This is a genomic window from Dorea sp. D27, assembly GCF_001185345.1.
Lineage (GTDB): Bacteria > Bacillota > Clostridia > Lachnospirales > Lachnospiraceae > Extibacter.
On the sequence record NZ_KQ236746.1, the window covers coordinates 39,117 to 64,361 of the forward strand.

Sequence of the window (25,245 nt, forward strand, 5' to 3'; positions counted from 1 at the left end):
CCGGTCCTTATCTATCACGTATGCGGCGTTATGAAGCCACGGTGATACCTGCGTTATCGAGCATTGTTCTTACAGCCGCAGTGTCGATATTCATCTCTTCGGCCAGGTATTCTATCTCTGCCGCGGTAAGATTGGTATATCCATGTTCTCTTACATTCACCTCCACATATGTGCGCCTCATCTTATCGAGATCTACCGGTATGGTCCTGATATCGGCAGGCGAGGCGGGGATAATGATATTAGTGCCCGGTATTTCCTCTTCATGTGCGCCGATTCTTACCTCTACGCCGTGGTCTTCGGCAAAGGTAAGCTGCGCTGTATGTGCCTTGCCGGCACCTGTATACTCAGATTCTTCGACGACGATAATCTGGTCTGCGTCCATCTCTCTGGCAAGGCTGATCGCCGCTGCCAGCCCGGTATTTCCCGCGGGTCCTCTCTGAAGCCCTTCCAGCTGGTTGAGAAGCTCGGTGGCGTAGTACACTTCCCCCTGAGTGACCGTGTAGAATTCATCCATATATCTGAGAGGCCTTGCGGCGTTCAGAGGAACATCTACGCTTTCCGGATTATAAAGTGAAGGAAAGCCATAGCCGGTATGCCCTGTAGAAAACGACTTCCGTGCAAAGACAGAGTCGTCATGGGAATCAAGGCCGGCAAGATTGACCGATACCCCTACGGTCTTGCCGGTGTATCCGGCTTTGCGCAGTCCTCTTGCGGCGCCGGTAAAATTGCCGCCGCCTGCATGAGTGACGAGCACGACATCGGGCTGGCGTCCTGTCATAGCTTTTGTCTGCTCCATAATCTCGACGCCGACGGTCTCGATTCCGGCGATGCTGAAGGGGAGATAAAGAGACGCGCTGAAGTATCCAAGGTCATCTAGCAGTTTGAGGATGACGTATGTAAATACTTCCGGCCCGACGGTATATTGCTGGACTTCAGCACCGTAAGCCTCGCACGCCCGTCCTTTTTCGAGAGATTCCGGCTGTCCGTTTCCGGCATCGTCATAGACTTCCTGGCAGATGATCGCCTTCAGGCCCCTGCGGGCGGCCTGCGAAGCGACAGCGGCCCCGTAGTTGCCGCTTGTGGATGCGATAACGCCTGGATATCCCGCTCTTTTTGCCTCATAGACAGGCAGCAGCGCTCTCCGGTCTTTAAAGCTGCCGGTCGGATTATTGGCCTCGTCTTTTAAAAATATCCTCGCGCCTTTCCCCCGGTCTGAGATGGAACGGACGAGCCGGTTGATATTGCTGAGCTCCACGAGAGGTGTATTTCCGACATATACTTCTGCCGCAATTTTCCGTATTTCATCCATGGAAAGCCCGACAATATCCATGAACTTTTCGTAGTCCCAGGCGAGCCGCCCGGTCTTGTACTCGTCATAGTTGATATTGACAGAATGGAATAGAATATCTTTGTTTTTAGCTGTAATATCAGAAACTGCCTGATTACTCATTTTTACCCGCCTCCTTCATTATCCTGCGCACTTCATTTCCGGCATGTATCAGGGCAGGCTGCTGCCGCCCGAAGCCATGGCTATAGCAGGGCCACGCTTCATATAGCGTACCGCTGACCTTTCGCCCGATCAATGTCTCGATTGTCACCATGTCCCCCGGCTCAGCCGTGTCGTCCTGAAGAAAACCGTTGATCCAGCATTTTAAAGGTACCTTTTTTGTACTTTCAGGCAGTGAATCCAGCCTCTCCTCCGGGGTAAGGATAATCTGCATGATCCTTACCCAGTCATTTTTCTTTGCCGTTTGTTTCATAACGTCATGCTCCCTTCTTGTCATTTTCCGATAAGTTACGGATATCTTTGCGTTTTACTACTGTTTTATAAAAGCCCACCGCCATAATAACGAGGCCGAGATAGCCAAGCAGTGGATAGACGGTGCCGACAAGCTTGCTGAAAGGTACGAGGCCTGCCGCGAATGCAATGCATCCGGCCGCAAGGGTCAACACTTTGAACTTGGCCGTGCCGTCTTCCGCGAACCGTACGGAGAAGCCGTACAGGATGGGAACGGAAGTCGTATAGACGGCAAACAGAAGGATGAATGCAAAGATGCCTCCGATGAGAGGGCTCATCTGCCGGGCCACTTCCAGGAAGGGGACCTCCATGGCAGACACGTCCACGATACGCGACAGCGTGGCAAGCACCATAAATAGGATTGCGATGCCGAGAAGCGAGCCACCGAGTATCCCTGATCTGCGTATTACCTTTTCGTCTTTTTCACTGTTGCCGATAGAGGCGAGTGCGGGCACTGCAGGCAGTACACAGTAGGAGATGTAGATAAATACAGATGTCCACCAGAAAGGCGTGGCTTTTGCAATCTCCAGATTGTGTATCTGCGTGCCGGCTTCTGCAATCCCTCCAAAGTTTGCGCCAATCGTACCGATAGATATGGCGAGGGTGGCGATTACGATGAGAGGGGAGAGGAAGCCGAGTGCATTGAGCGATGAATTGAAGCCCAGGATGACGGTCCCCACCGTCAGGACGGCGATGATGACCCGCCCTACCATCAGGTTGACTCCAAAGTACTGGTTCAGCGACGCTCCTCCTCCGGCTATCATGATAGACAATACGCCGAACAGAAAGAATACGAGTATCCAGTCGAATACGGCTCCTATTTTAGGGCCGCACAAGTATGTAAATACTTCTTTGTGTGAATTCGTGTGCAGCTTATGACCAAGTTCCATAAACATCGTTCCATACCAGGCAAATAAGACGATAGCGATTAACGTGCCGATGATGCCCGCGTATCCGTAACTTACGAAGAACTGCAGCGTCTCCTGGCCGCTTGCGTAACCTGCTCCTATGATGGCGCCGACATACATGCCGGCATAGCGGATGCAGTTGATGATCCATTTGCTTGAATTGTGCTGTTTGCTTCCCATAGCTTCCCTCCTCTGTAAGACATTTGCATAGTCGCGGTCAAAACGTTTTGAATGATATAAGAGTATATGATTCGGTCGAAAGGTGTCAAAATTTAGCCGGGATGCTGCGGGTTAAGTGATAATTGCACGGCCACAGACGCTGAAATGCCTTAAGAACGATAATTTGGGATTTATAAAAAAGCAGTTTTGCCAGACAATTCGTTGGGAAAGGGTGTAAAATAATGTTAATTTATTAATTAATGAAGAATATTGTGACTGGAAGCCTGCAATGTGGTACTATTATGACATTATAAGGCGATTCAGGAAAGGAGGAAGCAGGTACAATGAATAAGAGCGAACTAGACAAAATGCTGGCTGAAAATCCATTTTTAGTATTGAGTGATGTGATATACCAGTCGCTCTATAATGATATAATCCAGTTAAGGATGTCCCCGGATTCCCGGCTGAACGAAAGCAAGATAGCAGAGGAGCTTGGCATCAGCCGGAGCCCTGTAAAAAGCGCACTGTCAAGGCTGGAAAAAGATGGTCTCGTATATAAGAAGAGCGGGAAGATAATGGCAGTGTCATGGATGACGAAAGAGGATGGCTATAATCTGTACGAGGCGCGCAGCGCACTGGAAGGCTTTGCGGCCTCCCTTGCTGTCATCAGAATCACTTCAAATCAGATGGAGGAGCTGGAACTCCTGACAAAGCAGTACATAGCGGTATGCAATGGAAGCAACAAAGACCTGAACGCTAATGACTATGCGGAAATCGACCACAAGTTCCACTCGCTGATCGTCACGGCTTCCTGCAACCCATACATCCTGCGTATGTACAAGAGCCTGGAAGGCTATCTTCTTCACTACAGGTACTGCCTGTATTACTCCCTCGGCCCGGAGAAGCTTCAACGTATCCTGTTCCATGCAGGGAAGCGACATCAGGCCATCTTTAATGCCTTCAAGATGGGCTTTACCGATATCGTCAGACATGAAGTAGAAGAAGATGTCCACAGCATGCTGAATGCCTTCAACCAGTGGGAATGAGGAATGAGGAGGAACGAAGGGGTCAGACCCCTATGCAAATTCTTCAAATAGTCTGACAAAAGGAATTGGCAGGAGGCACACTGACAAAGGAGAGCAGATGGATTATAAAGTAAATAATATTCCTGTGACAATTGAATACCGCAGTGTTAAGAATATCAACCTCTATATAAAGCCGCCGGACGGCCGGATACTGGTTACGGCTCCAAAGCGGGTATCTAAGAAAAAGGTGATGGAATTTATTGATTCAAAGGCGGGCTGGATAGAGCAGGCCCGCAGCAGGATGCTAAAAGCGCAGGAGAGGGCTGATAAGCTGACCGGGGTGACTAAGGAGCAGCTTGGAATGATGAGGAGGAATGTGGAAAAATATGTGGACAGATGGGAGCCGGTGATGGGTGTACATGCGTCCGCATGGACGCTGAGAGATATGAAGACGAGATGGGGAAGCTGCAGCGTGGTCAGCGGGCGTATCCGTCTGAACAAGCGTCTTGCGCTCTATCCGGAAGAATGCCTGGAATACGTCATAGTACACGAACTGTGCCATCTCCTCGAACCCAGCCATAATGAAAGATTCAAAACGCTCATGGGAAGCTTCCTGCCAGATTGGAAAGAACGGAAGAAACGCCTGGGGACAGGTTAAAGGGCGGCTGGGGACGGGGGAAATCTAGATTTCCCCGTCCCCAGCCGCCCTTTAACCTGTCCCCCTAGCTCTTGTGCTTCATGAGAAAGATTCCGGTCAGAGCCAGGAGCAGTCCGCTTCCAGTCATAATCCACCGGATGTCAATCCAGTCTGCCATCGGGCCGAATATGAGCATACCTGCAGGCATTACCGCTGCAGAAATAATCTGGAAGACAGAGAAGACTCTGCCGAGCCTCTGTTCTTCAACCTGCTCCTGGAGCATAACTGTGGAGGCGGTTGCCAATGACGGCATGAACGTGCCGGATAGGAACATGACAGCCAGATACATCCAGAAATACGGGCTGACTCCTAGCAGGGCGAAGGTGATTCCAAACCCGATATAGGATACGGCGATTACAAGCCACTTGTTTTTGAAGCTGCCTTTCCATGATACATAGACGCCACCGGCGAGCGAGCCGGCCGTCCATATAATTTCGTTGGCGGAGAGCCGCCATACTTCGCTGCCGAAGATTCGTTCCACCATCAGCGGGGACAAGAAAGCCGCAGGTGTGATGAGAAAGAACGCGATTCCATAAAATACAAGAATGCGGGAGACGACAGGATGGCCTGTCGTGTAGGCGATGCCTTCTTTCAAGTCATGCCACATGGACAGGACTCCTTCGGACTCCGGTTTTCTGACCTTTAAAAATGCCATGACGCAGATTGCCATAGCGGCGGTGATAACGTCCGCCATCATCGCCCATACGATACCTGCGGCTCCAAGCAGCGCGCCGCCTACCGCAGGAGATACCATCATGAGCAGGGAACTGCACGTCTGGTTTATCCCATTGATTCTCGTCAGCTTTTCCATCGGTACGATCTGAGGCAGAAGGGCTCCCACGGCAGGCGTCTGAACACCGGCTCCCACAGAACGGATGGCAGAGACGACCATCAGCATGGAGAGAGAGGCTTTTCCCTCGAAGAACATGATGACAAGACCAAGGGTTGCTAAAGCGATAAAGCCATCTGCACACATAATGAGATATTTGCGGTTATAGCGGTCTGCCCAGACACCGGCGAACAATGATATGAGCAGCTGCGGCAGCAGGCTGCACAGGATAGACGCTGTCATCCAGACACCAGAGGAGGTTTCCAGCGTAATATACCAGGTAATTGCATAGCTTACGATAGAGGAGCCGAATAAGCTGATATTCTGGCTCACAAGAAACAGTATACTTTTTTTCTTCCAGTCTTTCATATAAACCTCATTTCATAAAATAAAAACAGACAAATGCACTTGAAAGGACTTTTGCCTGCTGCTTTTCGATATAAATGGGTACGTGAAAACAGACTTCCCGCTACATAAAGGGGGACTCTGTTCCATCTCCATTCCTACAAAATAAGCACAAGAAAAAATCCCATCAGGGAACTGCATTTTCTCAATAACTTATCGTATCTGAATGGAAAACATGAACGTACCTCCTAGTCTTATGAATTGTCTATTAAAATAGCACAGATGCAAGTGGTTTGTCAACACAATACTGCATATTAAAAGGACCAGGAAATAGTTCGAGGTCCTTTTTATTGAATAATCTAGAGATTGGATTAGGAATTACAAAATCGGGGTCATATAAATATTTTGTATCCTAGATACAATATATCATGTAATATATTCTTTGAAAATAGTCTTGGAATACATAAAATCTATAAAGGATTGTGCTTGGAGCACAAAAGAAGTATAATTGTATTAGTATATGAACAGGAGAATGAAATATGGCAGTAGAATTAGAAGATTTGTATGCTGAAATCAAGCCCCAGTATGATATAAAACTGCATACCAATGGCTGCTTTCGGAGGATGATAGACTGGATTCATATGGTAGAAGAGGCCAGTTTCGTATCCCTGCTTCACGGAGATGAACTTGTGTTTAATTCGGGGCTCCATTATACATCCGAAGAGTGGCTCGTAAATTTTATAAAAGAACTGGATAAGGTGCATGCGGGCGGGCTGATTATTGCACTGGAGGAAGGGCATATGTTTGCAAGCGAGACGGTGGATTACTGCAACAGTATACGGTTTCCACTTTTCTCCGCTACTATGACGTCGCCATTTATCGATATCATGCGTATGTTTTCTGCAATTCTGCTGCGAAATGAGCAGAGAGATACCAATTTGATTGCGGCACTTAAAAACGCAGTTTTTTACCCGGAGAATGAGGAATTATATACAAACCATCTAGAACGGAACGGATTTTTTAGAAATATGAGTTACCTCGTAGTAATGCTGAGCTGCCACACTTATGATACGGAAAATGGAAATGAGAGGCTTGAAGGACTTCATAAGTCGCTGAACCACGAAATAAAGAGTGGTATCGTCTACGAAGAAAAAGGGCTTCTGGTTATACTGCTGGCCGGATATGAGCAGAAAATGGTAAGGGAGAAGATGCAGGCGCTCTGCCGGAAAGATGGCAATATTTACATCGGGATTGGTTCTCAAGAGAACGATATGCGGCATATATACAAATCTTACCACAATGCAAACACCGCCTATCAGCTGACAAAGACGGCAATTAACAAAAACTTCTTAGTATACGAGGAACTGGGAGCATATAAACTGCTTGCAGATGTAAAAGAAAAAGAAATATATCCTGCATTCGTGCAAGAGACGCTAGGGGCATTGCTTGCATACGACCGGGATAACAAGACGGAGTACACGGAGGTGCTGAAAGCATTTTTTGAAAATGAATGCAGCATCCTGAATACATCCAAGGCATTATACTGCCATAAGAATACAATGGCTTACAAGATAAATAAAGTAAAAGACCTGCTTGGCTATGACATACTCAGCAACGAAAACAGGATGCGAATAATGATAGCATTCTACATCATGAAAATGCAGGAAAACTAGGGGAAAGCGTGGCTGGGGACGGGGGAAATTTAAATTTCCCCCGTCCCCAGCCACGCTTTCCCCTGTCCCTTTTTGAAAATTCCCTGTCCCAAAAAAATGTGTTATAATATAGCAAGAACCGAATATAATAAAAAGGAGGGAACAGATATGGATATTAATCGTGTTAAAAGAAATAAGCTGCTGGGCGAGCGAATCATCAAAGGACTAGAATCACGCAGCATGGAAGGCTACTATGCAGAGACGAAGGAAGAGGCCCTCGCAAAGGCACTGGAACTGATTCCAGAAGGAAGCTCTGTCGGATGGGGAGGTTCCATGTCTATCAAGGAGATTGGTCTGAAGGATGCAGTCTGTACGGGTAATTATAAGGTGTTTAACCGCGATGTCTGTAAGAGTCCTGAAGAGAAGCGCCAGGTGGAGCTTGCTACATACGACTGTGATTTCTTTATCACAAGTACCAATGCGATTACGGAAGATGGTGTAATGGTTAATATAGACGGGAATGCGAACAGAGTTTCTGCTATTGCATACGGTCCAAAGAACGTGGTGATGATAGTCGGCATGAATAAGGCGGTCAAGAGTGTAGAAGATGCAATGTCACGGGCCAGAAATGAAGCAGCTCCAATCAATGCCGAAAGGTTTGAAATTGATACCCCATGCTGCAAAAACGGTATGTGCTTTGACTGCAAGTCTCCGGATACGATATGCTGCCAGATTTTGATTACCAGATTTTCAAAAACACCGAATAGAATAAAAATTATCCTTGTAAATGAAGAATTAGGGTTTTAAATTATTGACTATAAAAGGAGCATTTGTTATAATATACAAGTGCTCGATATGGCGCCATAGCCAAGCGGTAAGGCAAAGGTCTGCAACACCTCTATCACCAGTTCGATTCTGGTTGGCGCCTTTTAAAAAAAGTCTGGGAATGTATAGTTCCCGAGGCTTTTTTTGTTTTATAAGAATGATTAGTTCTTCACTAATCAATGTGCCGCACATTCTTGAATTTCTATCAGATATCCATAGAGGATTGCTTCTGCCAAAGGGGTGGCTAAACCCTGACAGAACATGATTTCCATTCGTTTTTACCCCTATAATTACACAAATGTACAGAAAATAAAAGTTTGTTAGAAAGAGTGTTATATTGTTATTCTTGAAAATAAACAATAAAAAATATAAATTAAAACAAAATAACAGATAATTAATCGTTAATTAATTATTTATATTGACAATAAAAATAAACGGTGATATTATTCGAATAAGAACAAATGTGTAATAAATGAACAAATGACAATTAATGAAGGAGGGAAGGCATGAAAATTTTAGTTACCGCGACAATGGCACAGGAATGTCTGCAGCAGTTAGAGAAAGCGTTTGGTAGTGTCGCTTACAAACCGTGGACAGACAATGAAGGAGGAGGAGGGTTTTCCGAGAAGGAGATTTTAGAGCTGCTTAAGAAATATCAGCCGGATATTTTAATTACGGAACTTGATAATGTTACGGAACATGTAATCCGCACCTATGGGAACTTGAAGGTGATAGGAGACTGCAGAGCAAATCCAGTCAATATTGATATGAAAGCCTGTAATGAATTGAAGATTCCGGTTTTCTGCACACCGGCGAGAAATGCACAGGCAGTGGCTGAATTGCTGGTTGGGATGCTGATTAACTTTTACAGAAATATTCAGCCTTCCATTCAGTGGGTGGAGAACGGTAACTGGAGACAGGGCGGAGATGAGCCTTATGGTAAGTTCATGGGGAATGAGCTGTATGGCAAAAAAGTTGGTTTTGTCGGATTTGGTGCGGTAGGGCAAAAAACAGCCGGACTTCTGGAGGCCTTTGGCTGTCAGATTTTCTTTTGCGACCCATTTGTAGCATCAGTAAAAGAAAGTTACAGGAAAACAGATATGGAAAACATATTCAGCAATAGCGATATTATTTCGGTACACCTTCCTGTTCTGAAAAGCACAATTCGTATAATTGGCGAGGAATTGCTGGAACGTATGAAACCAACAGCAGTATTTGTCAATACCGCAAGAGCAGCAGTCGTAGATACGAAAGCTTTGGAGTCTATATTGAAAAGTGGGAAGATTAGAGGAGCAGTCCTGGATGTGCTGGATCATGAGCCGCCAACCGCGGAAGACCTAAAAATCGCAGACTTGCCAAATGTACTGCTGACGCCGCACATCTGTGGGGCGACATATGAAGTGATTGACCACCACTCCATAATTATGCTGGAGCGGCTGATGAAATGGAAAGAAGGTACAGACTGGAAAGGTGTTGTTTTCAATAAGCAGATGTTAAGCTGAAGGCTTGGATGTGACTTAAACAATAGAAAATCAGGAGGAGAAGAAATGAAGAGACGGATGAAGAAGATAGCAGTGTTGTTCATGAGTGTTGTGATCGTTCTTGTAATGATCGGATGTAGTTCTACATCTGAAAAGTCATCAAAGACTGGAACTAAGGATAATAAAGAATCTGATAATAAAGAGACGGGAAGCGGAAATGATGCATCTGGCGTGAAGGGTGTTTTAGATGGCATGGATGTGCCATCACTAGAGGGCTATACGATAGGTGTTGCAGTTCTCGGAACAGACCATGAATTTGACTTACATGCATATCAGGGTCAGATAGATCGAATCAAGGAGTTAGGTGGAGAAGCAGTAGCCGTGGATGGTGAGAGAAACGATCAAAAACACATTGCTGACATTGAGAATATGATTACACAGAAACCAGATGCAATTATAAAACAGTTGGGCGATGCAGATGTATACGAACCGGTTATGAAAAAGATCAGCGATGCCGGCATCCCGTTATTTACGGTAGATCTGGTAAGCCAATATTCGATTTGCAACAGCACATCCGATAACTATCTGATTGGAGAAGAGCTGGCGCGCAATATGTTTGAAGATTTAGGCGGTGAAGGAAAGATTGCAGTATTCAATGGATTCTATGGAGTCCGGGTATGCGGCATCCGATATGACATGATGAAGTATGTGGCGAAGGATTATCCGGGGATTGAATTTATAGAACCAGAGCTTCAGGACGTCATTACCGGGGCAGCAGAAGATGCCAGAAAGAAGACGCTAGATCTGCTGACAAAGGAGCCGGATGTGGATGCGATCTGGCTGGCATGGGATACGCCGTGTATTGGAGTTGCACAGGCATGTGCAGAGGCAGGAAGAGAGGAAGTGAAGATCTATGCGGTAGACGGTTCTTCAACTGTGCTGGAATTGGTGGCAGACCAGAATTCTACAATGTACGGTGATATGGCTCAGAATCCATATCAGATAGGCCAGGCAGCAGTGGATCAATGTGCCAGATATCTTGCAGGGGAACAGGTGCCAAGTACTGTATATTCCGCGCCGGTGTATGTGAACAAGCTGAATTGGGAGACTGCGATTAAAGAATTGGGAATTGAATTGAACATCAAATAAGCAGAAGCAACTGTAGGAAGGTGAAGATATGGCTGGAGCAGAATATATACTGGAAATGCTTGATGTTACAAAGGAATTTCCGGGAGTAAAAGCGTTGTCTAATGTGACAATTCAGGTTAAAGCAGGTGAAGTACATGGTCTTGTCGGCGAAAATGGGGCAGGAAAGTCAACCATTATGAAGATACTTGCGGGACTTTATAGCAATGATGAGGGCAGGATTATCTTTGACGGTGAAGATATTACGAAGAAATTAAATGCCCGTACCGCAGAACATCTTGGAATCAGTTTTATCCATCAGGAGCGATATGTTGTTCGGCATCTTACAGTTGCTGAAATGCTATTTTTAGGAATTGAGAAAACAAAATCTCTTTTTCGGTTTATGGACAGAAAGGGGATGATTAAGTTAGCGGAGAAGATGCTGAAAGAAAAAGTGGGGGTAGAATTGCCGGGAGACAGACTGGTTAGTCAACTGACGGTTGGTGAGCAGCAATTGATACAGATATGCAGGGCATTGATGAATGACCCCAAAGTAATCGTATTTGATGAGCCAACAGCGGTACTGGCCAAGAAGGAATCGGAGCGTCTGTTTAAAATCATCCATCAGTTAAAAAAAGAAAAAGGTGTTATCTATATCTCCCACTATTTCGGTGAGATATTGGAGTTATGTGATAGGGTGACGGTTCTTAGAAATGGCGAAAAAATAGATACTGTGAATGCAGCAGATGTGACAATTGATTCTCTGGTGACGATGATGGTGGGGCGCAATATTCTGGAACAGTATCCTCAAAAACAACGAAAACCGGGAGAGACGATATTATCCGTAAAAGGGCTTACCCATAAAAAAGAGTTCCGCGATTTGAATTTTCAGGTGCGAAGAGGTGAGATTCTTGGGATTACGGGGCTTATGGGTTCCGGACACGATAAGGTTGGAATCAGCATCTATGACAATGCAGATATCATCAGCGGCGAGATAGAATTCAAAGGAAAGAAGATGAGTTACATTAGCCCTCAGAAGGCAGTACAGGAAAAGATGGGATATGTCCCGGATGACAGGAGAGGACTGGGGGCCATTCAGAAGATGTCGGTCCAGGAGAACATTACACTTGCCTGCCTGAAAAAGTTGGCGAGGTATGGAATTATTTCATATAAAGCAGAAGCTGCGGCGGCAGATGCGCAGATCGAACATCTTGGAATCAGGACGCCTGGAAGAGATGCACAGACCGGAAACCTGAGCGGTGGCAACCAACAGAAGGTTGTGCTGTCAAGGTGGCTTAGTGATGAGTCGGAACTATATATATTAAACCAGCCTACATCAGGAATTGATATAGGTGCAAGAGCCGATATATATAAGATAATTGATAAAATGGCCCGAAGTGGTGCGGCGGTCATTATAATCACGCAGGACATCCAAGAGCTGTATGGGATGTCGGACCGGGTGATTGTTATGTACCGGGGAGTGACAAAATTGGAAATGGAAATAAGGGATCAGGATATTACGAACCAAATCATTGTTGCTTCCATGGGAGGGGGTGCCGAAGATGAAACATAAAGGAGAAAATGCCGGCGACGTGATTATGAGATACAGCGGTTACATTGCATTTGCTGTGATTATTATTTTCTTTGTAATCAAGGCCCCTATATTTTTGAGGTATAGCAATCTTGTCAATATATTGGCACAATCGGCGGTTCTTGGAATATGCGGGTTTGGTTTGACTGGTATTTTTATAGGAGGCGGGGATGATGTTATCCGGGGCGGGACGGATTTATCCATTACGCTTAATATGGCAGTTGCCGGAGCCATTATTGCAGTTATGGCAGGTGGCGGTAAGCCGCTTTGGCTGGCATTTGCAACGGCTGCACTGGTAAGTATCACTATTGAGGCGGTGAATGCATATACAATCGTAAAACTTAAAATGGTACCTCTTCTTTCCACAATATGTATGATGTATCTGCTTCAGGGAGTGGAGCGGATTATTACAAATAATGTTGTAGTGCCGGCGAATCATAAAGCTCTGGTCATAATATCAAATACAGCAATACTTGGAATTCCCGTCATAGCATGGATATTTGTTGTAGTGGCAATCGTTATGTATGTTCTATTTAATGTGTGTTCCTACGGAAATAAAGTCAGTGCGTCAGGAGGAAGCGAACTGGCAGCAAAGGCCAGTGGAATTAATGTTTCCCTGATGGTAGCAAGTACATACATAATTGGCGGTGTCATGGCATCAGTTTCTGCTTTTTTAATGGTCGCAAGGCTGTCTAGCTATACGCCGGGAGCGGGAGACCTGCAGCTGTTTGATGTGATGCTAGTCAGCTATCTTGGGGCTGTGTTCTCAAGAAGATACCGGCCAAATATACCGGGGACTTTTATAGCCGCATTATTTATCGGGGTGCTGACTAACGGGTTTACATTGATTAATGTTCCATCTTACTGGGTGTATGCAATAAAAGGTGCACTGATTCTGATTACCGTTTCCATCACAACAATACAGAAGAGGAGGGTGGAATAATATGAAAAAGGAATCATTTTCACTTGGCAGATTTTTATATGATAACACAACGGCATTCATGATGCTTGGAATATTTGTTTTCTTTTCTATTTTTGCAGAAGGTTTTCTGTCGATTGGAAACATTACTACAGTTTTGAGTTCCTCCTCAGTTTTATTGCTCGTATCAATTGGGATGTGCTTTGTCGTAATCAGCGGAGGGACGGATTTGTCGGTTGCGGCTGCATACGGAATGGGGGGACTGGTCTGCGTGTATGCAATTCAGGGCGGAATCCCGGCAGAGGCAGGGATTGTGCTGGCTCTGGCAGCGGGGCTTATGTTTGGGCTGATCAACAGCTTCCTTATCTTGAAAGTAGGGATTTCTGTCTGGCTCGCCACACTTGGGACGCTGTTTATTGGTGAGAGTATTGAGCGGATTGTGACAAAAGGTGGTACGCCGGTATATCTTTCAGGTGTGGATGGAGTTTTTAAAAGTATCGGGCAGGGAACGGTTGTTAATATTGTGCAGGAAGGCGCAAATATTACAATAAAGTCATCCATTGTCCTGGCAATGATTATAGCCGTTGCAGCCGCCTTTGTTTTGAAAAAGACAGTATTAGGGAGACACTTATACGCGGCAGGTCTGCAACGCAGGGCCGCTGAGCTTTCGGGTGTGTCTGTCGAAAGATGTGTGACCATTGCGTTTGTCGTAAGTGGGGCTTGCTGCTGTCTGGCAGGGGTGATTGGAGGGGCGCAGTTATCTTCGTATATTCCGGTAAACGGGCGCTATTATCTACTGGATGCGATTGGCACAGTATTTATAGGAAGTACTATGCACAGACGGGGATTTGCCAATGTGGGCGGAACGGTTGTGGGGGTCATATTTTTTGGGTTCTTGACAAACGGTCTAAATCTCATTGGAGTGCAGTTCTATTGGCAGTACGTAATCAGGGGCGGATTGATTTTATTTGTTCTTGCGGTCAATGCATATCAGAGAAATGTCTGGGCGCTGCGTACGAGGAGACATTAATAATCAAATAAAGCATAAAAAGGAGCGAAAAGACATGGGAAAATATGTATCAGATGAAGAAGCAAAGGAACTCATATGTGAGATTGGAAGAAGGGTGTTTGACAAGGGGCTGGTGGCAGCAAATGATGGAAACATTACCCTCCGGGTGGGGGAGCGGGAGGTATGGGCAACGCCCACCGGTGTCAGCAAGGGATATATGACACCGGAGATGCTGGTGAAAATGGATTTTGACGGAAATGTTCTGGAAGGGACCTGGGCCCCTTCCTCAGAAGTAAAAATGCATCTCAGAGTATATAACGAGAATAAAGCGGTGGGAGGAACAGTTCACGCACATCCGCCGATTGCGACAGCGTATGCAATAACCGGGGAATGGATTGACCAGCCGGTCTTTGCAGAGGCAATCGTTATGCTGGGTGTGGTTCCGGTTGCAAGTTACGCAACTCCGGGAACGCAGGCAGTGCCTGATTCCGTAGCGCCATATTGCAAAGATTATAATTGCTGTCTTCTGGCAGCACATGGTGCGTTGACATGGGGGGCAGATTTGATGCAGGCGTACTATAGGATGGAGGCGTTAGAGCATTTTGCCAAAATCCACATGGCCGCAGTTGGACTTCAGAAACCGGCACAGATGCTAACAGAGAGCCAGGTGGATGAATTGCTGGCAATCAGAGAGCGGGTAAATAATGGAAGCAAGGCAGGACAAGTTCCTTCAAACAGAGAGGTATAGATATGAATAATTTTGAGTATTATAACCCGACAAAAGTTGTGTTTGGACAGGGCAGATTTGCAGACTTAGGGGCAGAGGTGAAGTCCCTGGGGAACATAGCGCTTCTGGTAAAGCAGGAGGGTCCGTTAGAACAGATGGGTGTATATGAAAGGGCGGTCAAAATTCTAGAGGAAGCTCAGGTTACAGTACAGGTATTGGAGTATGTTTCAAGTAATCCTAAACTATCAAAGATTAGGGAGGGAATCGCTCTGGCAAAAGAAGAAGGAGTTGAGGTTGTTGTAGCCGTAGGAGGGGGAAGCGCTATAGATGCAGGAAAAGCGATAGCAATTGGCACCGCCTGTGGTGGAGATGTATGGGAATTTTTCCGAAGAGAAAAAGATGTATCAGCTTCACTGCCAATGATAGCAGTCAGTACGATATCTGCAACAGGTGCTGAGACAAGCTGCCATGTGGTTATAACCAATGATGAGCCGGAAGATACGGCAAAGTGGCAGAAATGGGCAATACACGATTCACATGCATTTCCTGAAACAGCCATTATCGATCCGGAGCTTCTGGTATCTGTTCCTAAAAAAATCACAGCAGCAGGAATGGCAGACACAATTTCCCATGTTTTAGAAGGATATTTTGACGGGGTTCCTCATAATCCGCTTTCCGACAGAATAGGCGAAGGGATTGTGATGACTGTAATCGAGAATGAAAAAGTGCTGGATAATCCGGAAGATCTGAATGCGAGAGCAGCGCTTAGCTGGGCCGCTACATTGGCTATGAGCGGGCTTCAGGATTGTGGCAGATCCAATGCAGGTTTTCCTGCACATTGGATTCAACATGCAGTGGGTGCGCTGACTGATTCTTCGCATGGAGAGGGGCTGGCGGTGATTAACCCTGCATGGCTGGAGTTGGAAAATGAGAAGTCACCGGTTAAATTCATGCAATTTGCCGAGAGAGTCTTTGGCATTGAGAGAACCGAACAAATGACAGACGCAGAGTATGGGATGGCAGGAATCCAGGCGTTAAAAGCGGTATTTAAACGATGGGGACTTCCAGAAACGTTGGGGGAATTAGGCGTTACAAGTGAGATGATTCCAACTATCGTTCGGGGGGTTATGGAAAGTCCGGAAACCTATGTTTTTGAAGAAGGAACCGTGGAACAGGTGCTGCGAAGATGTTTGTAAAATAGAGGCTGACAGGGTTGTTCAGGGAGGTTGGATAACCCTGTGTGAATTTGACTATATTACCAGTTTATGGTATTATCATAGCACTGAATTGGACCACTAAATGTGCTATGCATAGGAGAAAAGAATGTGTAATGAGGCATATTTTATCGTGGACATCGGTACAGGTAATTCAAGAGTCGTGCTTATGTCGGTGGAAGGTGAACTGATTGGGATAAGGTCGTTTGCAAATCCATATCACAGGGACTATGCATATGAAGATGCATTGTACTTTTTACCCGAAGACTGGTCAGCGCTCATCTTTTCCTATGTGAAGGAAATGCTCATATCTTATCCGGGATATAGCATCAAGGCATTCACATCTACGAGTGCCCGGGAGTCTGTCGTGCTTCTTAATAAGGAAGGGAAAGCGTTCTATGGACTTCCTAATATAGACAACCGTGGAGACAAGTGGATAGGAGAAATCCCAAACGGACATGAGATATATTATAAGACAGGGCGTTGGCTGTCTGGTGTTTTTTCGGCGGGTAAGTTGTTAGGACTTCGGAAAAGGCAGCCGGAAATATACAAAAAGATTTTTAAAATAACAAGCATGAGTGATTGGATTGGCTATCTTTTTACAGGAAATCTCAGAATGGAGCACTCTCAGGCGTGTGAGACGCAGGTTTTTGATATCGGACGGCAGGAGTGGTCTGGGGAATTGTGCAGTGTATTTGGAATTGAGCCTGATATTCTTCCTGCACTTGTAACGGCGGGCAAAAATCTTGGGCATGTAAATGCATCCGTCTGCCAAGAACTAGGAATTTCTGCGGATGTGGTGTTTGTCGTTGGCGGTGCGGATACCCAGATGGCGGTCAAAGGGATGGATGCAAAACAAAAGGATGTAGTCATTGTTTCAGGAACGACCTCTCCGATTGTTACAATTGTTCCATATAAGTTTTATGATGAGAGGCAGAGATGCTGGACAGATTCTTATATTGATGGAAAGAGTTACCAGATAGAGACGAATGCGGGGGTCACAGGTTTAAACTATCAGCGTATGAAATCGTTCCTTTTTCCAGATGTTACTTATGAGAAGATAGAGGAAGAACTACAGAAAATAGATAGAGTCAGGTGCATTGCAAGTTTTGGTACATTGATTTTTTCGGAAAACAGGTCATTGCAAAACGGGGGATTTTATATGTCGGCTCCGCTTGATGAAAATCTGAACCGATATGATCTGGCATATGCCTTGATAGCCGATATTGCCTGTGGAATCAGCAAGCAATATCATAGCTTATGTGAGATGACATCGCATGATGAAAATTATGTTCTTGGGTGTGGAGGCGGATTTCGGTCTGCCATGCTGGGACAATTGACTGCGAATCTTCTGCAGAGGAAATTGATATTGCGGGAAGGATATGGGCAGGCATCGGCCAGGGGTTGTGTAAGAATCTGTAATGATTATTTTGGATACAATTGCTGTAATGCGGCTGTTGATAAAGTATATGAGCCGGAAAATAATCAAATGATACAGGAGTATTCTATTCGTTGGGAAGCAGTAAGAAATAAGATAGGAACATGAAAATTAAGCAATGAAAGGGGAATATGGATCTTTATAATCAGATCCATATAAAGCATATGAGACCGGTAAAACTACGTAGTCACGCTTTGATAGAACAGGTAGGCAGAATGTACTACATCTTACAGATGAATCAGCAGGAGATTGCGGAGAAGCTTGGAATCAGCAGGACTACGGTAGTGCGTCTGCTGACAGAGGGCAGGGAACTGGGAATTATACAGATCTACATCCATGGTCAGGATGATGGAGTGCGCCAGGAAGAGCTGGAAGCGAAGCTGATGAAGCGTTATGGTATGCGGGATATTATAGTGGCGAGGAACGTGGAGCCAAATTCAACTTATAATGTGGCAGCACGTTACATTCAAGGCATTATGCCACGGAAAGGTACTATCGCGATATCTGGTGGGAAGACCATGAACGCCGTGGCCAATTATTTTCATCCGATAGAAGGTGAAAATGAGTTGAACATCACTCAATTGACTGGAATGTTTGGGGAAAATATTCCAAGTGTTACAGTTGCGCAGAATTGGGCGGAAAAGCTAAATGCAAATGCGGTCTATCTGGCAGCCCCGGGTATCGTAAGTTCACCGGAAAAAAGAGACCTGTTTTTAAACGATGCAAATATCATAAACACATATAAAGAAATATGTAATGCCGAATATGCGATAACAGGAATAGGAATTACAGATTCTGTAAAAGAGAATCTTAAAAACCTGGAATTTCCCCCGAATCTCTTTGAAGAATTAGATCAAAGATGTGTTGGAGATATTATGTTTCATTTTTATGATAACAACGGCAGATTTAATGCCGAGAAGATATCCAGCTGCGTAGTAGGGGCAACGACGGCCGATTACTTAAGGATACAGGTAAGAATTGCTGTAGCATTTGGAGAAGAAAAGGTGAAAGCGATACATGCGGCCATGAAAGGTAAGATTATTAATATCATGATTACAGATGAAGACACGGCAAGATGCATTTTGCGGCTGTGACAGTGTCGTTTGCCTGGCGAGCTGATAAGTGATAAAAAAGATAAAAGTATCGTGGCTTAGGACACATTACAGAAAAAACGATTGTGGAGGAAGCGGCATGGCAAAATTGACACATTTTGATGACAAGGGAAAAGCGGTAATGGTGGACGTGTCCGGGAAAGCAGATACGGCAAGAGAAGCCGTGGCGACAGGGAAAATTACAGTAAATGAGGCTGTCTACAGCGCCATAGAGACCGGGAGCATAGAAAAAGGCGATGTGCTTGGAGTCGCTGCGACGGCTGGAATCATGGGGGCGAAAAAGACATCAGAACTCATACCGATGTGCCATATCCTGCCCATTTCTAACTGCCGGGTCACCTTTGATAAGAATCCTGAAAAGAAAGAAATCCACTGTACATGCGTCGTAAAGGTGAACGGTAAGACCGGCGTAGAGATGGAGGCGCTGACAGGGGTAAGCGTGGCATTGCTGACCATATATGATATGTGCAAGGCTTTGGATAAGTCCATGGAAATTGGGGATATCTACCTTCAGAAAAAAACAGGCGGTAAAAGTGGAGAGATAAATAATACGAAAAACAGATAGAGGGACACGTTAAATCAAGTTGGGGACGGGGGATTTTTAAAAATCCCCCGTCCCCAACTTGCGTTCCCACATAGCGAATAAAGTCGAAAAATCAGAAAAAATTATTCGGATGCTGGAAATGTATCCACTATTTATACACAATTTGTGGATTAATAGGATAATAAATGTGGAAAACTCTGGAATTATATGGAAAATGATGACGGCATGTAAAAAAAATGACGAATAAAGTAAGATTTTATTGCGTGTATGCAGGATTCGGATATACCATCATTTTTCCGTTCTTCCCGCGTATTTGGAATACGCTGTCTATATCGTCCAGTAGTAGCCTGTCAGAAATCAGTTCTGACAATTTCAGCTTTCCTGTATTTACAAGATGTACTGCTTTGTAGTGTGAGAATGGGTTTACATAAGAGGCTGTAATCGTAATTTCTTTCTGGAATATCTCGTAAGGTTTCAACGGTATCTCGCAGTCTGGCGCTGTCAGTCCAAATAGAAGTACATGTCCGCCATTTCCGACATATTGCAGGGCGTCCAGCATCGTTTGCTTTTGTCCCACACATTCTATCGTAACATTGATTTCACGGAGTTCTATTTCCTCGATGAGCTGTGCCGGGGTCTTCTTCAAGGGGTCCACTACATAGTCTGCCCCTAGCTTAAGAGCCATGGAATGTTTCGCCTCAACCGGCTCTGAGACGATGACCGTAGCAGCCCCCGCAAGTCTTGCAAGCTGTACCATAATCAGGCCGATGGTGCCGCCGCCGATAATCAGTACGGTATCGCCTGTTTTGATATGTGCACGGCCGATACCGTGTACACAGCAACCGAGGGGTTCGCACATGGCCGCTTCTTCAAAAGATACTTCCGGTTGCAGCACATACACCTGCTCTTCCTTTGCTTTGGCGAGCTCTGCAAAACCACCGTCATACGTAACACCTGTTGCAGAATAAGTTTCACAGAAGTGAGGTTTACCCATCTTGCATGCATAGCATTTCCCACACATAATACTAGGGTCTACGGTAACATGGTCTCCAACTTTTACGTGCGTGACATTCTCCCCCACTGCTTCAACAATTCCTGCGAACTCGTGCCCAAGTACAACCGGGGGAGAACATTCGGAAGCCCCTTTGGCACCGTCGTAAATGTGTATATCCGTGCCGCAGACTCCTGCAGCCATTACACGTATCAGCACCTCGTCATGATTTATACTTGGAACTGCTTTTTCTTCTACCTTTACCACGCCTGGTCCATAAAATACTGCTGCTTTCATACTTTATTTCCTTTCTTGAACTTGATTTACTTCGATATTATCCAAATGGCCGTAGGCAAAGCTGGTCAATACCTTAGCTATCCTGCAACTTCGTACAGCCATATCCTTTTACGTTATTGCAGATTTCTTGCTTTTCCGATTCCTCAATTGTCTTTTGACCGGATAATGCATACTGCCTTCCAATCTGCGCCGCTTTTCCCTTTCCCATGTCATGGTACGTAAGCAGATGTACCTGTTCGATTCCATCATACTTCTGAGACAATCTGGCGATACTCTTGTAGTGTTCTGAGTTATCATTGATACCCGGTATGATGGGACAGCGAAGAAACACCCTGCTTCCACCCGTACAAAGTAAGTCAAGATTATTTAAAATGAGGCGGTTCTCGACGCCGGTATATTTTTCGTGGACTTCTGAATCTGCCACCTTATAGTCGAATAGGAATACATCCACATATGGGGTTACAGCCATGTATTGCTCTGTGGGCGCCAGGCCCGAAGTGTCCAAACATACATGGAGCCCTCTTTCTTTTGAAATCTTTAATAATTCCAGAAGGCCCTGGAACTGGTACATGGGTTCCCCGCCGCTTATGGTCAATCCCCCTCCGCTTCTCTGATAGAAATCCCAATCCTTCATTACAGACTTTAGAATCTCATCATTTGACATCTTTTTACCATACAATTTCAGTGCGTGGTTCGGACACGCCTCTATACAGGCACCGCAATGGATACATTTTTGAAGATTGATGGTATGGATCCCTTTATTATCTAATATGTGTACCAACTGTCTGCACACATCAACGCATTTTCTGCATGACGTGCATCTCTTATCCACAAAGCCAAGCTGCGGATCTGGACTCTTGGATTCAGGGTTATGGCACCATATACAGTCCAAGGGACACCCTTTTAGGAATATAGTGGTGCGGATTCCAGGCCCGTCATGCAGCGCAAATCTTTGCAGATCAAAAACTATTAAATCTTCCATATGACATTACCCTAGTTTAACGTACGGTTTAGAATATCTAACTGCACGTCATCTGCCAGCTCCACGTATCTGGCGCTGAACCCGCCGACACGCACGATGAGATTTGTATATTTTTCAGGATCCAATCTGGCATTCTCAAGATCTTCCTTCCCGACTACATTGATCATAACCTGTGTGCCTCCCCGCCCAAAATACGAGTCCATAAGGGGCAGTATGACGGTCCGCCTCAAATTGTTAAATGTTTCTTTAGAAAATTTCATATTCTGTACGGTTCCGAAGTGGATATCACCCCGCGCTTTCAGCAGAGAATTTACAAATGCTGTCACCCCATTTTTGTCCATGCCGGCCGTAGGATTGTTGGCGTTGGAAAGGGAATCTCCTGCATGTCTTCCGTCCGGCGTGGCGCCAGTATTTCTTCCGTAGGTCGTATTATCGCGATTGTTGATGTTGACCATGCCGAAACAGTCCAGTCCGTAGCATTTTCCTGATATTCCGAGCATCTTTTCGCAGACCATCTCATGTACCGCTTTCATCATATCATCCACGTCATCCAAGTCATTGCCGAACTTATCCAGATTTAGAAGCAAAGAGCGCTCTTCTTCATATCCTGCGAAGTCTGACTTAAGCGCCGCCAGCATCTGAGCGGCATTCATTGTCTTGTCATCATAGATACATTTCTTAATGGCATATAATGAATCGGAACATGTAACGATGCCGTAAATCTCATCACTTCCGCCGCATTTTTTCGTCCCTCCGCTTATAACGCCCTTTCCTGCATCCAGACAGCCATCATATAAGAGGTTGTGGAGGTTGAGCGACATGTCACCGGCTATAATCTCATATCCGCGGGAGTGGTTTCTTGCACTTACGTCAGTCAGAAAAGCTACGTTGCTGCAAAAGACGTCCCACAGCTCATCAAACGTCTTGTAATCTGCCAGCGTCGTCTCGTTTGGCGTCAGGCGGTATTGTCCCGTCGCATCATATCCGCCGTTCATCGTGCCCCACAATACATTGGCCATATTCAGCACGGAGTTGGGACTCGTTATGATGCTGTGGTCGATGGTAAACTCACCGCAGCCAAGAGGCAGCCAGCCGAGCGCCTCTTCATAACTGATGCCAAACACATTCATAACTCCGGGAATGATATTTTCATCCTGATAGAGCATGGGATAGGTGATACCTTCTCCGATACAGTCCATGGCCTTTTCGTAAAGTCTCATATCCATACCTTCGTACATGCGCAGAGTAAGCTGCGGCACGATATCTTTTACCCTTCTGGACACTTCCATAATCACCAGCGCAAGTGCATCTGCTTCTTTCGGATGTTTCCTTCCCAATCCTCCTATGATCACCCTGTCATCTGTTACCTGCTCTTTAACAATCATCAGCTGCCAGAAGCTGGTCAGAAGGCGAATGGCCTCTTCCTCGTCAAGCCTTCCTTTATCCAGATCTTCGGCATAGTATAAAGCAAGATAGTCATCCATCCTTCCCCATTCACGTGCACCGTCTAAAAGCGTGTAGATTATGACAAGCTGTATCGCTTCACGGAAAGTCTCCGGTTTCCCGGTAATTAGTTTTCGGCAGATTCTTTCCATCTCCTCCAGGTCTGCCTTTCTCTGGGCGTCTGTCTCGATCTGGCGCATTGCATATGCCTGCCCGGCATACCATTCCAAGGTTTTCATAACAGTTGTCAGCGCCATTCGCATTCCCTCGTAAAAATTGGAATCATTCTCGGGATGGGCCGCCTTCTTTTCCAAGGCCAGATGATAGAGACCGGGCAGGCCGTAATCCAAGAGCTTGTGATAATCAAGAAATATACCTGCAACTCTCTGCAGCGCCGTCGCTGCGTGGGGCTGGCCGGAGAGATTCAGAACCGCCCCGTCCGATACGCCGCCTGTGACCATATATACCTTATCGGAAGGAGACATTTCGGCAAGAAACTTTTTGGTAGAAGTATGGCTGTTCCAGAACATACGAAGCTCCCGCAGCCGCTTTTTGTCCTGTGCTGCGATGGATGAATCCCGCATTTTTTCATCAAACCAGTCGAAATTCATGGCAAAGCCCCACTCGCTGTTTATATACTGCGCATTCATTCCCAACGGCAGGATGTCAGCCCTCCCGCAGAAGAGGTCGTTCGGCATGATTCCAAGCATCATCTGCGGATACTGTGCGTCAAAGCACTTTGCTTCACGGATTGCTGGAGGATCATTTATACATGCCTTGTAGACTTCGGTAAATGCCTCCATATGGTCTAAAAGCTCTGAAAAGTGTAAACGTGGTTCGTTGTTATAAATCGTTGCACGGCCGCTGTATGCGTCTGCCGTGCGAGTCTTATATGCTTCTTTCCAGTACATGCGAATCCTCCCGTATGCCTCGACAATATGTCAACCAGAGTTAAAGCGGTTAAACGTTTATCCTATATCATGATTTTAGTATTGGTTAAAGCATTAGTCAATTGGCATTAATTCATATATTTATCCGCTGCATTTTGTGCATTATTGCGCTGCGTAGTATTGACAATAAAACCGTCCGGATTTAGAATGAATTTAACTAAACGTTTAACTGGAGGTGCATGGGTTGAGTACTATCAAAGATGTAGCAAAACGTGCAGGTGTCTCTATCGCCACCGTTTCTTATGTGATGAATGGAACGAAAAATATCAGCCGTCAGACGAGGGATCGTGTAATTGCTGCGATTAGAGAATTGAATTACGCTCCGAACCAGGCTGCAAAGAGCTTTAAGACAGGAAAGAAAAATATAATTGCTTTTATAGTTCCGGATATTTCAAACAATTATTTTGCTAATATAATAGAATCTTTAGAGGACGAAATCGGCAGATCCGCATACAGGCTCATTCTTGCAAACACGAAAGAATCAAAAGAAAATGAGATTTCACAGATTAAATATTTGACATCTGGAACGGTGGACGGCATTGTACTTGCATCTACGGTCCAGGATTATTCTGAAATCAAAGAATACCTGCCAGAAAATTTTCCTGTAGTGCTCATCGACAGACGTCTTGAGAATTCTCCACTTGATATCGTCAGCGTGTCGGATGCCTCCGCGATTGCGGAAGGCATCCAACAGCTGATATGCAACGGACACAGACAAATCGGGTATATCGGGGATGTTCCCCGCCTGAGTACAGCAAAGGAGCGGCTGCAGGCCTATAAAGATACTCTGAGGATGCATGGCATAACTGTAGATGACGGATTGATAAAAACAACAAGTTCCCTTACCCATGAAGCCTATCATCTGACGGGAGAGCTGCTGGATAATCAATGTACGGCTCTCGTCATCGGTAATAATCTGATGACTGTAGACGCCTGCTGCTATGTTGCCAACCATGCACAGCAGTATGGCGATACCGAGATACTTGGCTATCAGCATAAAGAGCTTTCTTATCTGTTCCAGTCGGATATAGGGCTGATCATACAAAATGAAACAGATATGGGAAGCGCTGCCGGACGGCAGATTCTCAGCAGAATACAGCATCCTGACCAGCCACAGAAGGAAATTATCGTATGCAACAAATTAAAAATAGCCTGTCCCTATTAAAAATTGGCAAAAAAAGAAG

22 protein-coding genes and 1 tRNA gene are annotated in these 25,245 nt (G+C 45.5%); 16 read left to right on the plus strand and 7 right to left on the minus strand.

Translation table 11 applies throughout. The features are described from left to right. Window positions 1–28: 28 nt before the first annotated feature. The 3 genes from ortB to HMPREF0980_RS13950 are packed head-to-tail and all read right to left on the minus strand — an operon-like array spanning window position 29 to window position 2,886. The gene (ortB, locus tag HMPREF0980_RS13940) at window positions 29–1,450 is read right to left on the minus strand and encodes a 2-amino-4-oxopentanoate thiolase subunit OrtB (RefSeq protein ID WP_049729719.1); all 1,422 of its coding nucleotides are present in this window, start codon (window positions 1,448–1,450) and stop codon (window positions 29–31) included. Next, window positions 1,443–1,760: a 2-amino-4-oxopentanoate thiolase subunit OrtA gene (gene ortA, locus HMPREF0980_RS13945; RefSeq protein ID WP_049729720.1), complete on the minus strand. Its 318-nt coding sequence runs from the start codon at window positions 1,758–1,760 to the stop codon at window positions 1,443–1,445. Before ortA ends, ortB begins: the two co-directional genes overlap by 8 nt. Before the next feature lie 4 nt (window positions 1,761–1,764). Beyond that, window positions 1,765–2,886, minus strand: a complete 1,122-nt coding sequence (locus HMPREF0980_RS13950) for a YkvI family membrane protein (RefSeq protein WP_049729721.1) — start codon at window positions 2,884–2,886, stop codon at window positions 1,765–1,767. A 323-nt stretch (window positions 2,887–3,209) separates the two neighbouring features. Here HMPREF0980_RS13950 and HMPREF0980_RS13955 point away from each other — a divergent pair, with 323 nt between their 5' ends. After that, complete coding sequence (locus HMPREF0980_RS13955) at window positions 3,210–3,911, plus strand: GntR family transcriptional regulator (RefSeq protein ID WP_049729722.1); 702 nt, start codon at window positions 3,210–3,212, stop codon at window positions 3,909–3,911. Window positions 3,912–4,008: 97 nt separating this feature from the next. Next, window positions 4,009–4,548: a M48 family metallopeptidase gene (locus tag HMPREF0980_RS13960; RefSeq protein ID WP_049729723.1), complete on the plus strand. Its 540-nt coding sequence runs from the start codon at window positions 4,009–4,011 to the stop codon at window positions 4,546–4,548. Window positions 4,549–4,612: 64 nt separating this feature from the next. On the opposite strand, the gene HMPREF0980_RS13965 is transcribed toward HMPREF0980_RS13960, so the two are convergent. Continuing rightward, window positions 4,613–5,785: an MFS transporter gene (locus tag HMPREF0980_RS13965; RefSeq protein ID WP_049729724.1), complete on the minus strand. Its 1,173-nt coding sequence runs from the start codon at window positions 5,783–5,785 to the stop codon at window positions 4,613–4,615. 515 nt (window positions 5,786–6,300) lie between these two features. On the opposite strand from HMPREF0980_RS13965, the gene HMPREF0980_RS13970 reads away from it, so the two are divergent. The 13 genes from HMPREF0980_RS13970 to moaC all read left to right on the plus strand — a co-directional run bounded on the left by HMPREF0980_RS13970 (window position 6,301) and on the right by moaC (window position 19,419). After that, complete coding sequence (locus HMPREF0980_RS13970; RefSeq protein ID WP_049729725.1) at window positions 6,301–7,434, plus strand: helix-turn-helix domain-containing protein; 1,134 nt, start codon at window positions 6,301–6,303, stop codon at window positions 7,432–7,434. Between the two features lie 147 nt (window positions 7,435–7,581). Continuing rightward, window positions 7,582–8,220 carry a lactate utilization protein gene (locus HMPREF0980_RS13975; protein ID WP_049729726.1) on the plus strand — a complete coding sequence of 213 codons (639 nt, stop codon included), beginning with the start codon at window positions 7,582–7,584 and terminating at the stop codon, window positions 8,218–8,220. A gap of 50 nt (window positions 8,221–8,270) precedes the next feature. Next, window positions 8,271–8,341: transfer RNA gene (locus tag HMPREF0980_RS13980), tRNA-Cys, on the plus strand. A 403-nt stretch (window positions 8,342–8,744) separates the two neighbouring features. Continuing rightward, complete coding sequence (locus HMPREF0980_RS13985) at window positions 8,745–9,740, plus strand: 2-hydroxyacid dehydrogenase (RefSeq protein ID WP_049729727.1); 996 nt, start codon at window positions 8,745–8,747, stop codon at window positions 9,738–9,740. Between the two features lie 45 nt (window positions 9,741–9,785). Then, on the plus strand, window positions 9,786–10,868 hold the full coding sequence (locus tag HMPREF0980_RS13990; RefSeq protein WP_049729728.1) for a sugar ABC transporter substrate-binding protein: 1,083 nt from the start codon (window positions 9,786–9,788) through the stop codon (window positions 10,866–10,868). A 28-nt stretch (window positions 10,869–10,896) separates the two neighbouring features. After that, window positions 10,897–12,417 carry a sugar ABC transporter ATP-binding protein gene (locus tag HMPREF0980_RS13995; RefSeq protein WP_049729729.1) on the plus strand — a complete coding sequence of 507 codons (1,521 nt, stop codon included), beginning with the start codon at window positions 10,897–10,899 and terminating at the stop codon, window positions 12,415–12,417. Next, window positions 12,407–13,378: an ABC transporter permease gene (locus HMPREF0980_RS14000; protein WP_049729730.1), complete on the plus strand. Its 972-nt coding sequence runs from the start codon at window positions 12,407–12,409 to the stop codon at window positions 13,376–13,378. Before HMPREF0980_RS13995 ends, HMPREF0980_RS14000 begins: the two co-directional genes overlap by 11 nt. Window position 13,379: 1 nt before the next feature. Continuing rightward, window positions 13,380–14,384, plus strand: coding sequence for an ABC transporter permease (locus tag HMPREF0980_RS14005; RefSeq protein ID WP_049729731.1), 1,005 nt, complete (start codon window positions 13,380–13,382; stop codon window positions 14,382–14,384). 34 nt (window positions 14,385–14,418) lie between these two features. Next, window positions 14,419–15,111 (plus strand): class II aldolase/adducin family protein, encoded by a 693-nt coding sequence (locus HMPREF0980_RS14010; RefSeq protein WP_084002808.1) that lies wholly within the window; start codon window positions 14,419–14,421, stop codon window positions 15,109–15,111. Window positions 15,112–15,113: 2 nt separating this feature from the next. Further along, window positions 15,114–16,286 carry an iron-containing alcohol dehydrogenase gene (locus HMPREF0980_RS14015; protein WP_049729732.1) on the plus strand — a complete coding sequence of 391 codons (1,173 nt, stop codon included), beginning with the start codon at window positions 15,114–15,116 and terminating at the stop codon, window positions 16,284–16,286. 127 nt (window positions 16,287–16,413) lie between these two features. Continuing rightward, window positions 16,414–17,850 (plus strand): FGGY-family carbohydrate kinase, encoded by a 1,437-nt coding sequence (locus tag HMPREF0980_RS14020; RefSeq protein ID WP_049729733.1) that lies wholly within the window; start codon window positions 16,414–16,416, stop codon window positions 17,848–17,850. Between the two features lie 107 nt (window positions 17,851–17,957). Continuing rightward, complete coding sequence (locus HMPREF0980_RS14025; protein ID WP_049729734.1) at window positions 17,958–18,836, plus strand: sugar-binding transcriptional regulator; 879 nt, start codon at window positions 17,958–17,960, stop codon at window positions 18,834–18,836. Window positions 18,837–18,933: 97 nt separating this feature from the next. Continuing rightward, window positions 18,934–19,419 carry a cyclic pyranopterin monophosphate synthase MoaC gene (gene moaC, locus HMPREF0980_RS14030; RefSeq protein WP_049729735.1) on the plus strand — a complete coding sequence of 162 codons (486 nt, stop codon included), beginning with the start codon at window positions 18,934–18,936 and terminating at the stop codon, window positions 19,417–19,419. Between the two features lie 235 nt (window positions 19,420–19,654). Here moaC and HMPREF0980_RS14035 read toward each other — a convergent pair whose 3' ends face one another. The 3 genes from HMPREF0980_RS14035 to HMPREF0980_RS14045 all read right to left on the minus strand — a co-directional run bounded on the left by HMPREF0980_RS14035 (window position 19,655) and on the right by HMPREF0980_RS14045 (window position 24,022). Beyond that, entirely contained in the window at window positions 19,655–20,686 is a 1,032-nt protein-coding gene (locus HMPREF0980_RS14035) for a zinc-dependent alcohol dehydrogenase family protein (protein WP_049729736.1), read from the minus strand. Window positions 20,687–20,759: 73 nt separating this feature from the next. After that, complete coding sequence (locus tag HMPREF0980_RS14040) at window positions 20,760–21,668, minus strand: glycyl-radical enzyme activating protein (protein WP_084002812.1); 909 nt, start codon at window positions 21,666–21,668, stop codon at window positions 20,760–20,762. A gap of 11 nt (window positions 21,669–21,679) precedes the next feature. After that, a complete protein-coding gene (locus HMPREF0980_RS14045; RefSeq protein WP_049729738.1) occupies window positions 21,680–24,022 on the minus strand; it encodes a pyruvate formate lyase family protein in 2,343 nt (780 codons plus the stop codon). A 223-nt stretch (window positions 24,023–24,245) separates the two neighbouring features. On the opposite strand from HMPREF0980_RS14045, the gene HMPREF0980_RS14050 reads away from it, so the two are divergent. After that, window positions 24,246–25,226 (plus strand): LacI family DNA-binding transcriptional regulator, encoded by a 981-nt coding sequence (locus tag HMPREF0980_RS14050; RefSeq protein WP_049729739.1) that lies wholly within the window; start codon window positions 24,246–24,248, stop codon window positions 25,224–25,226. Window positions 25,227–25,245: the final 19 nt, after the last annotated feature.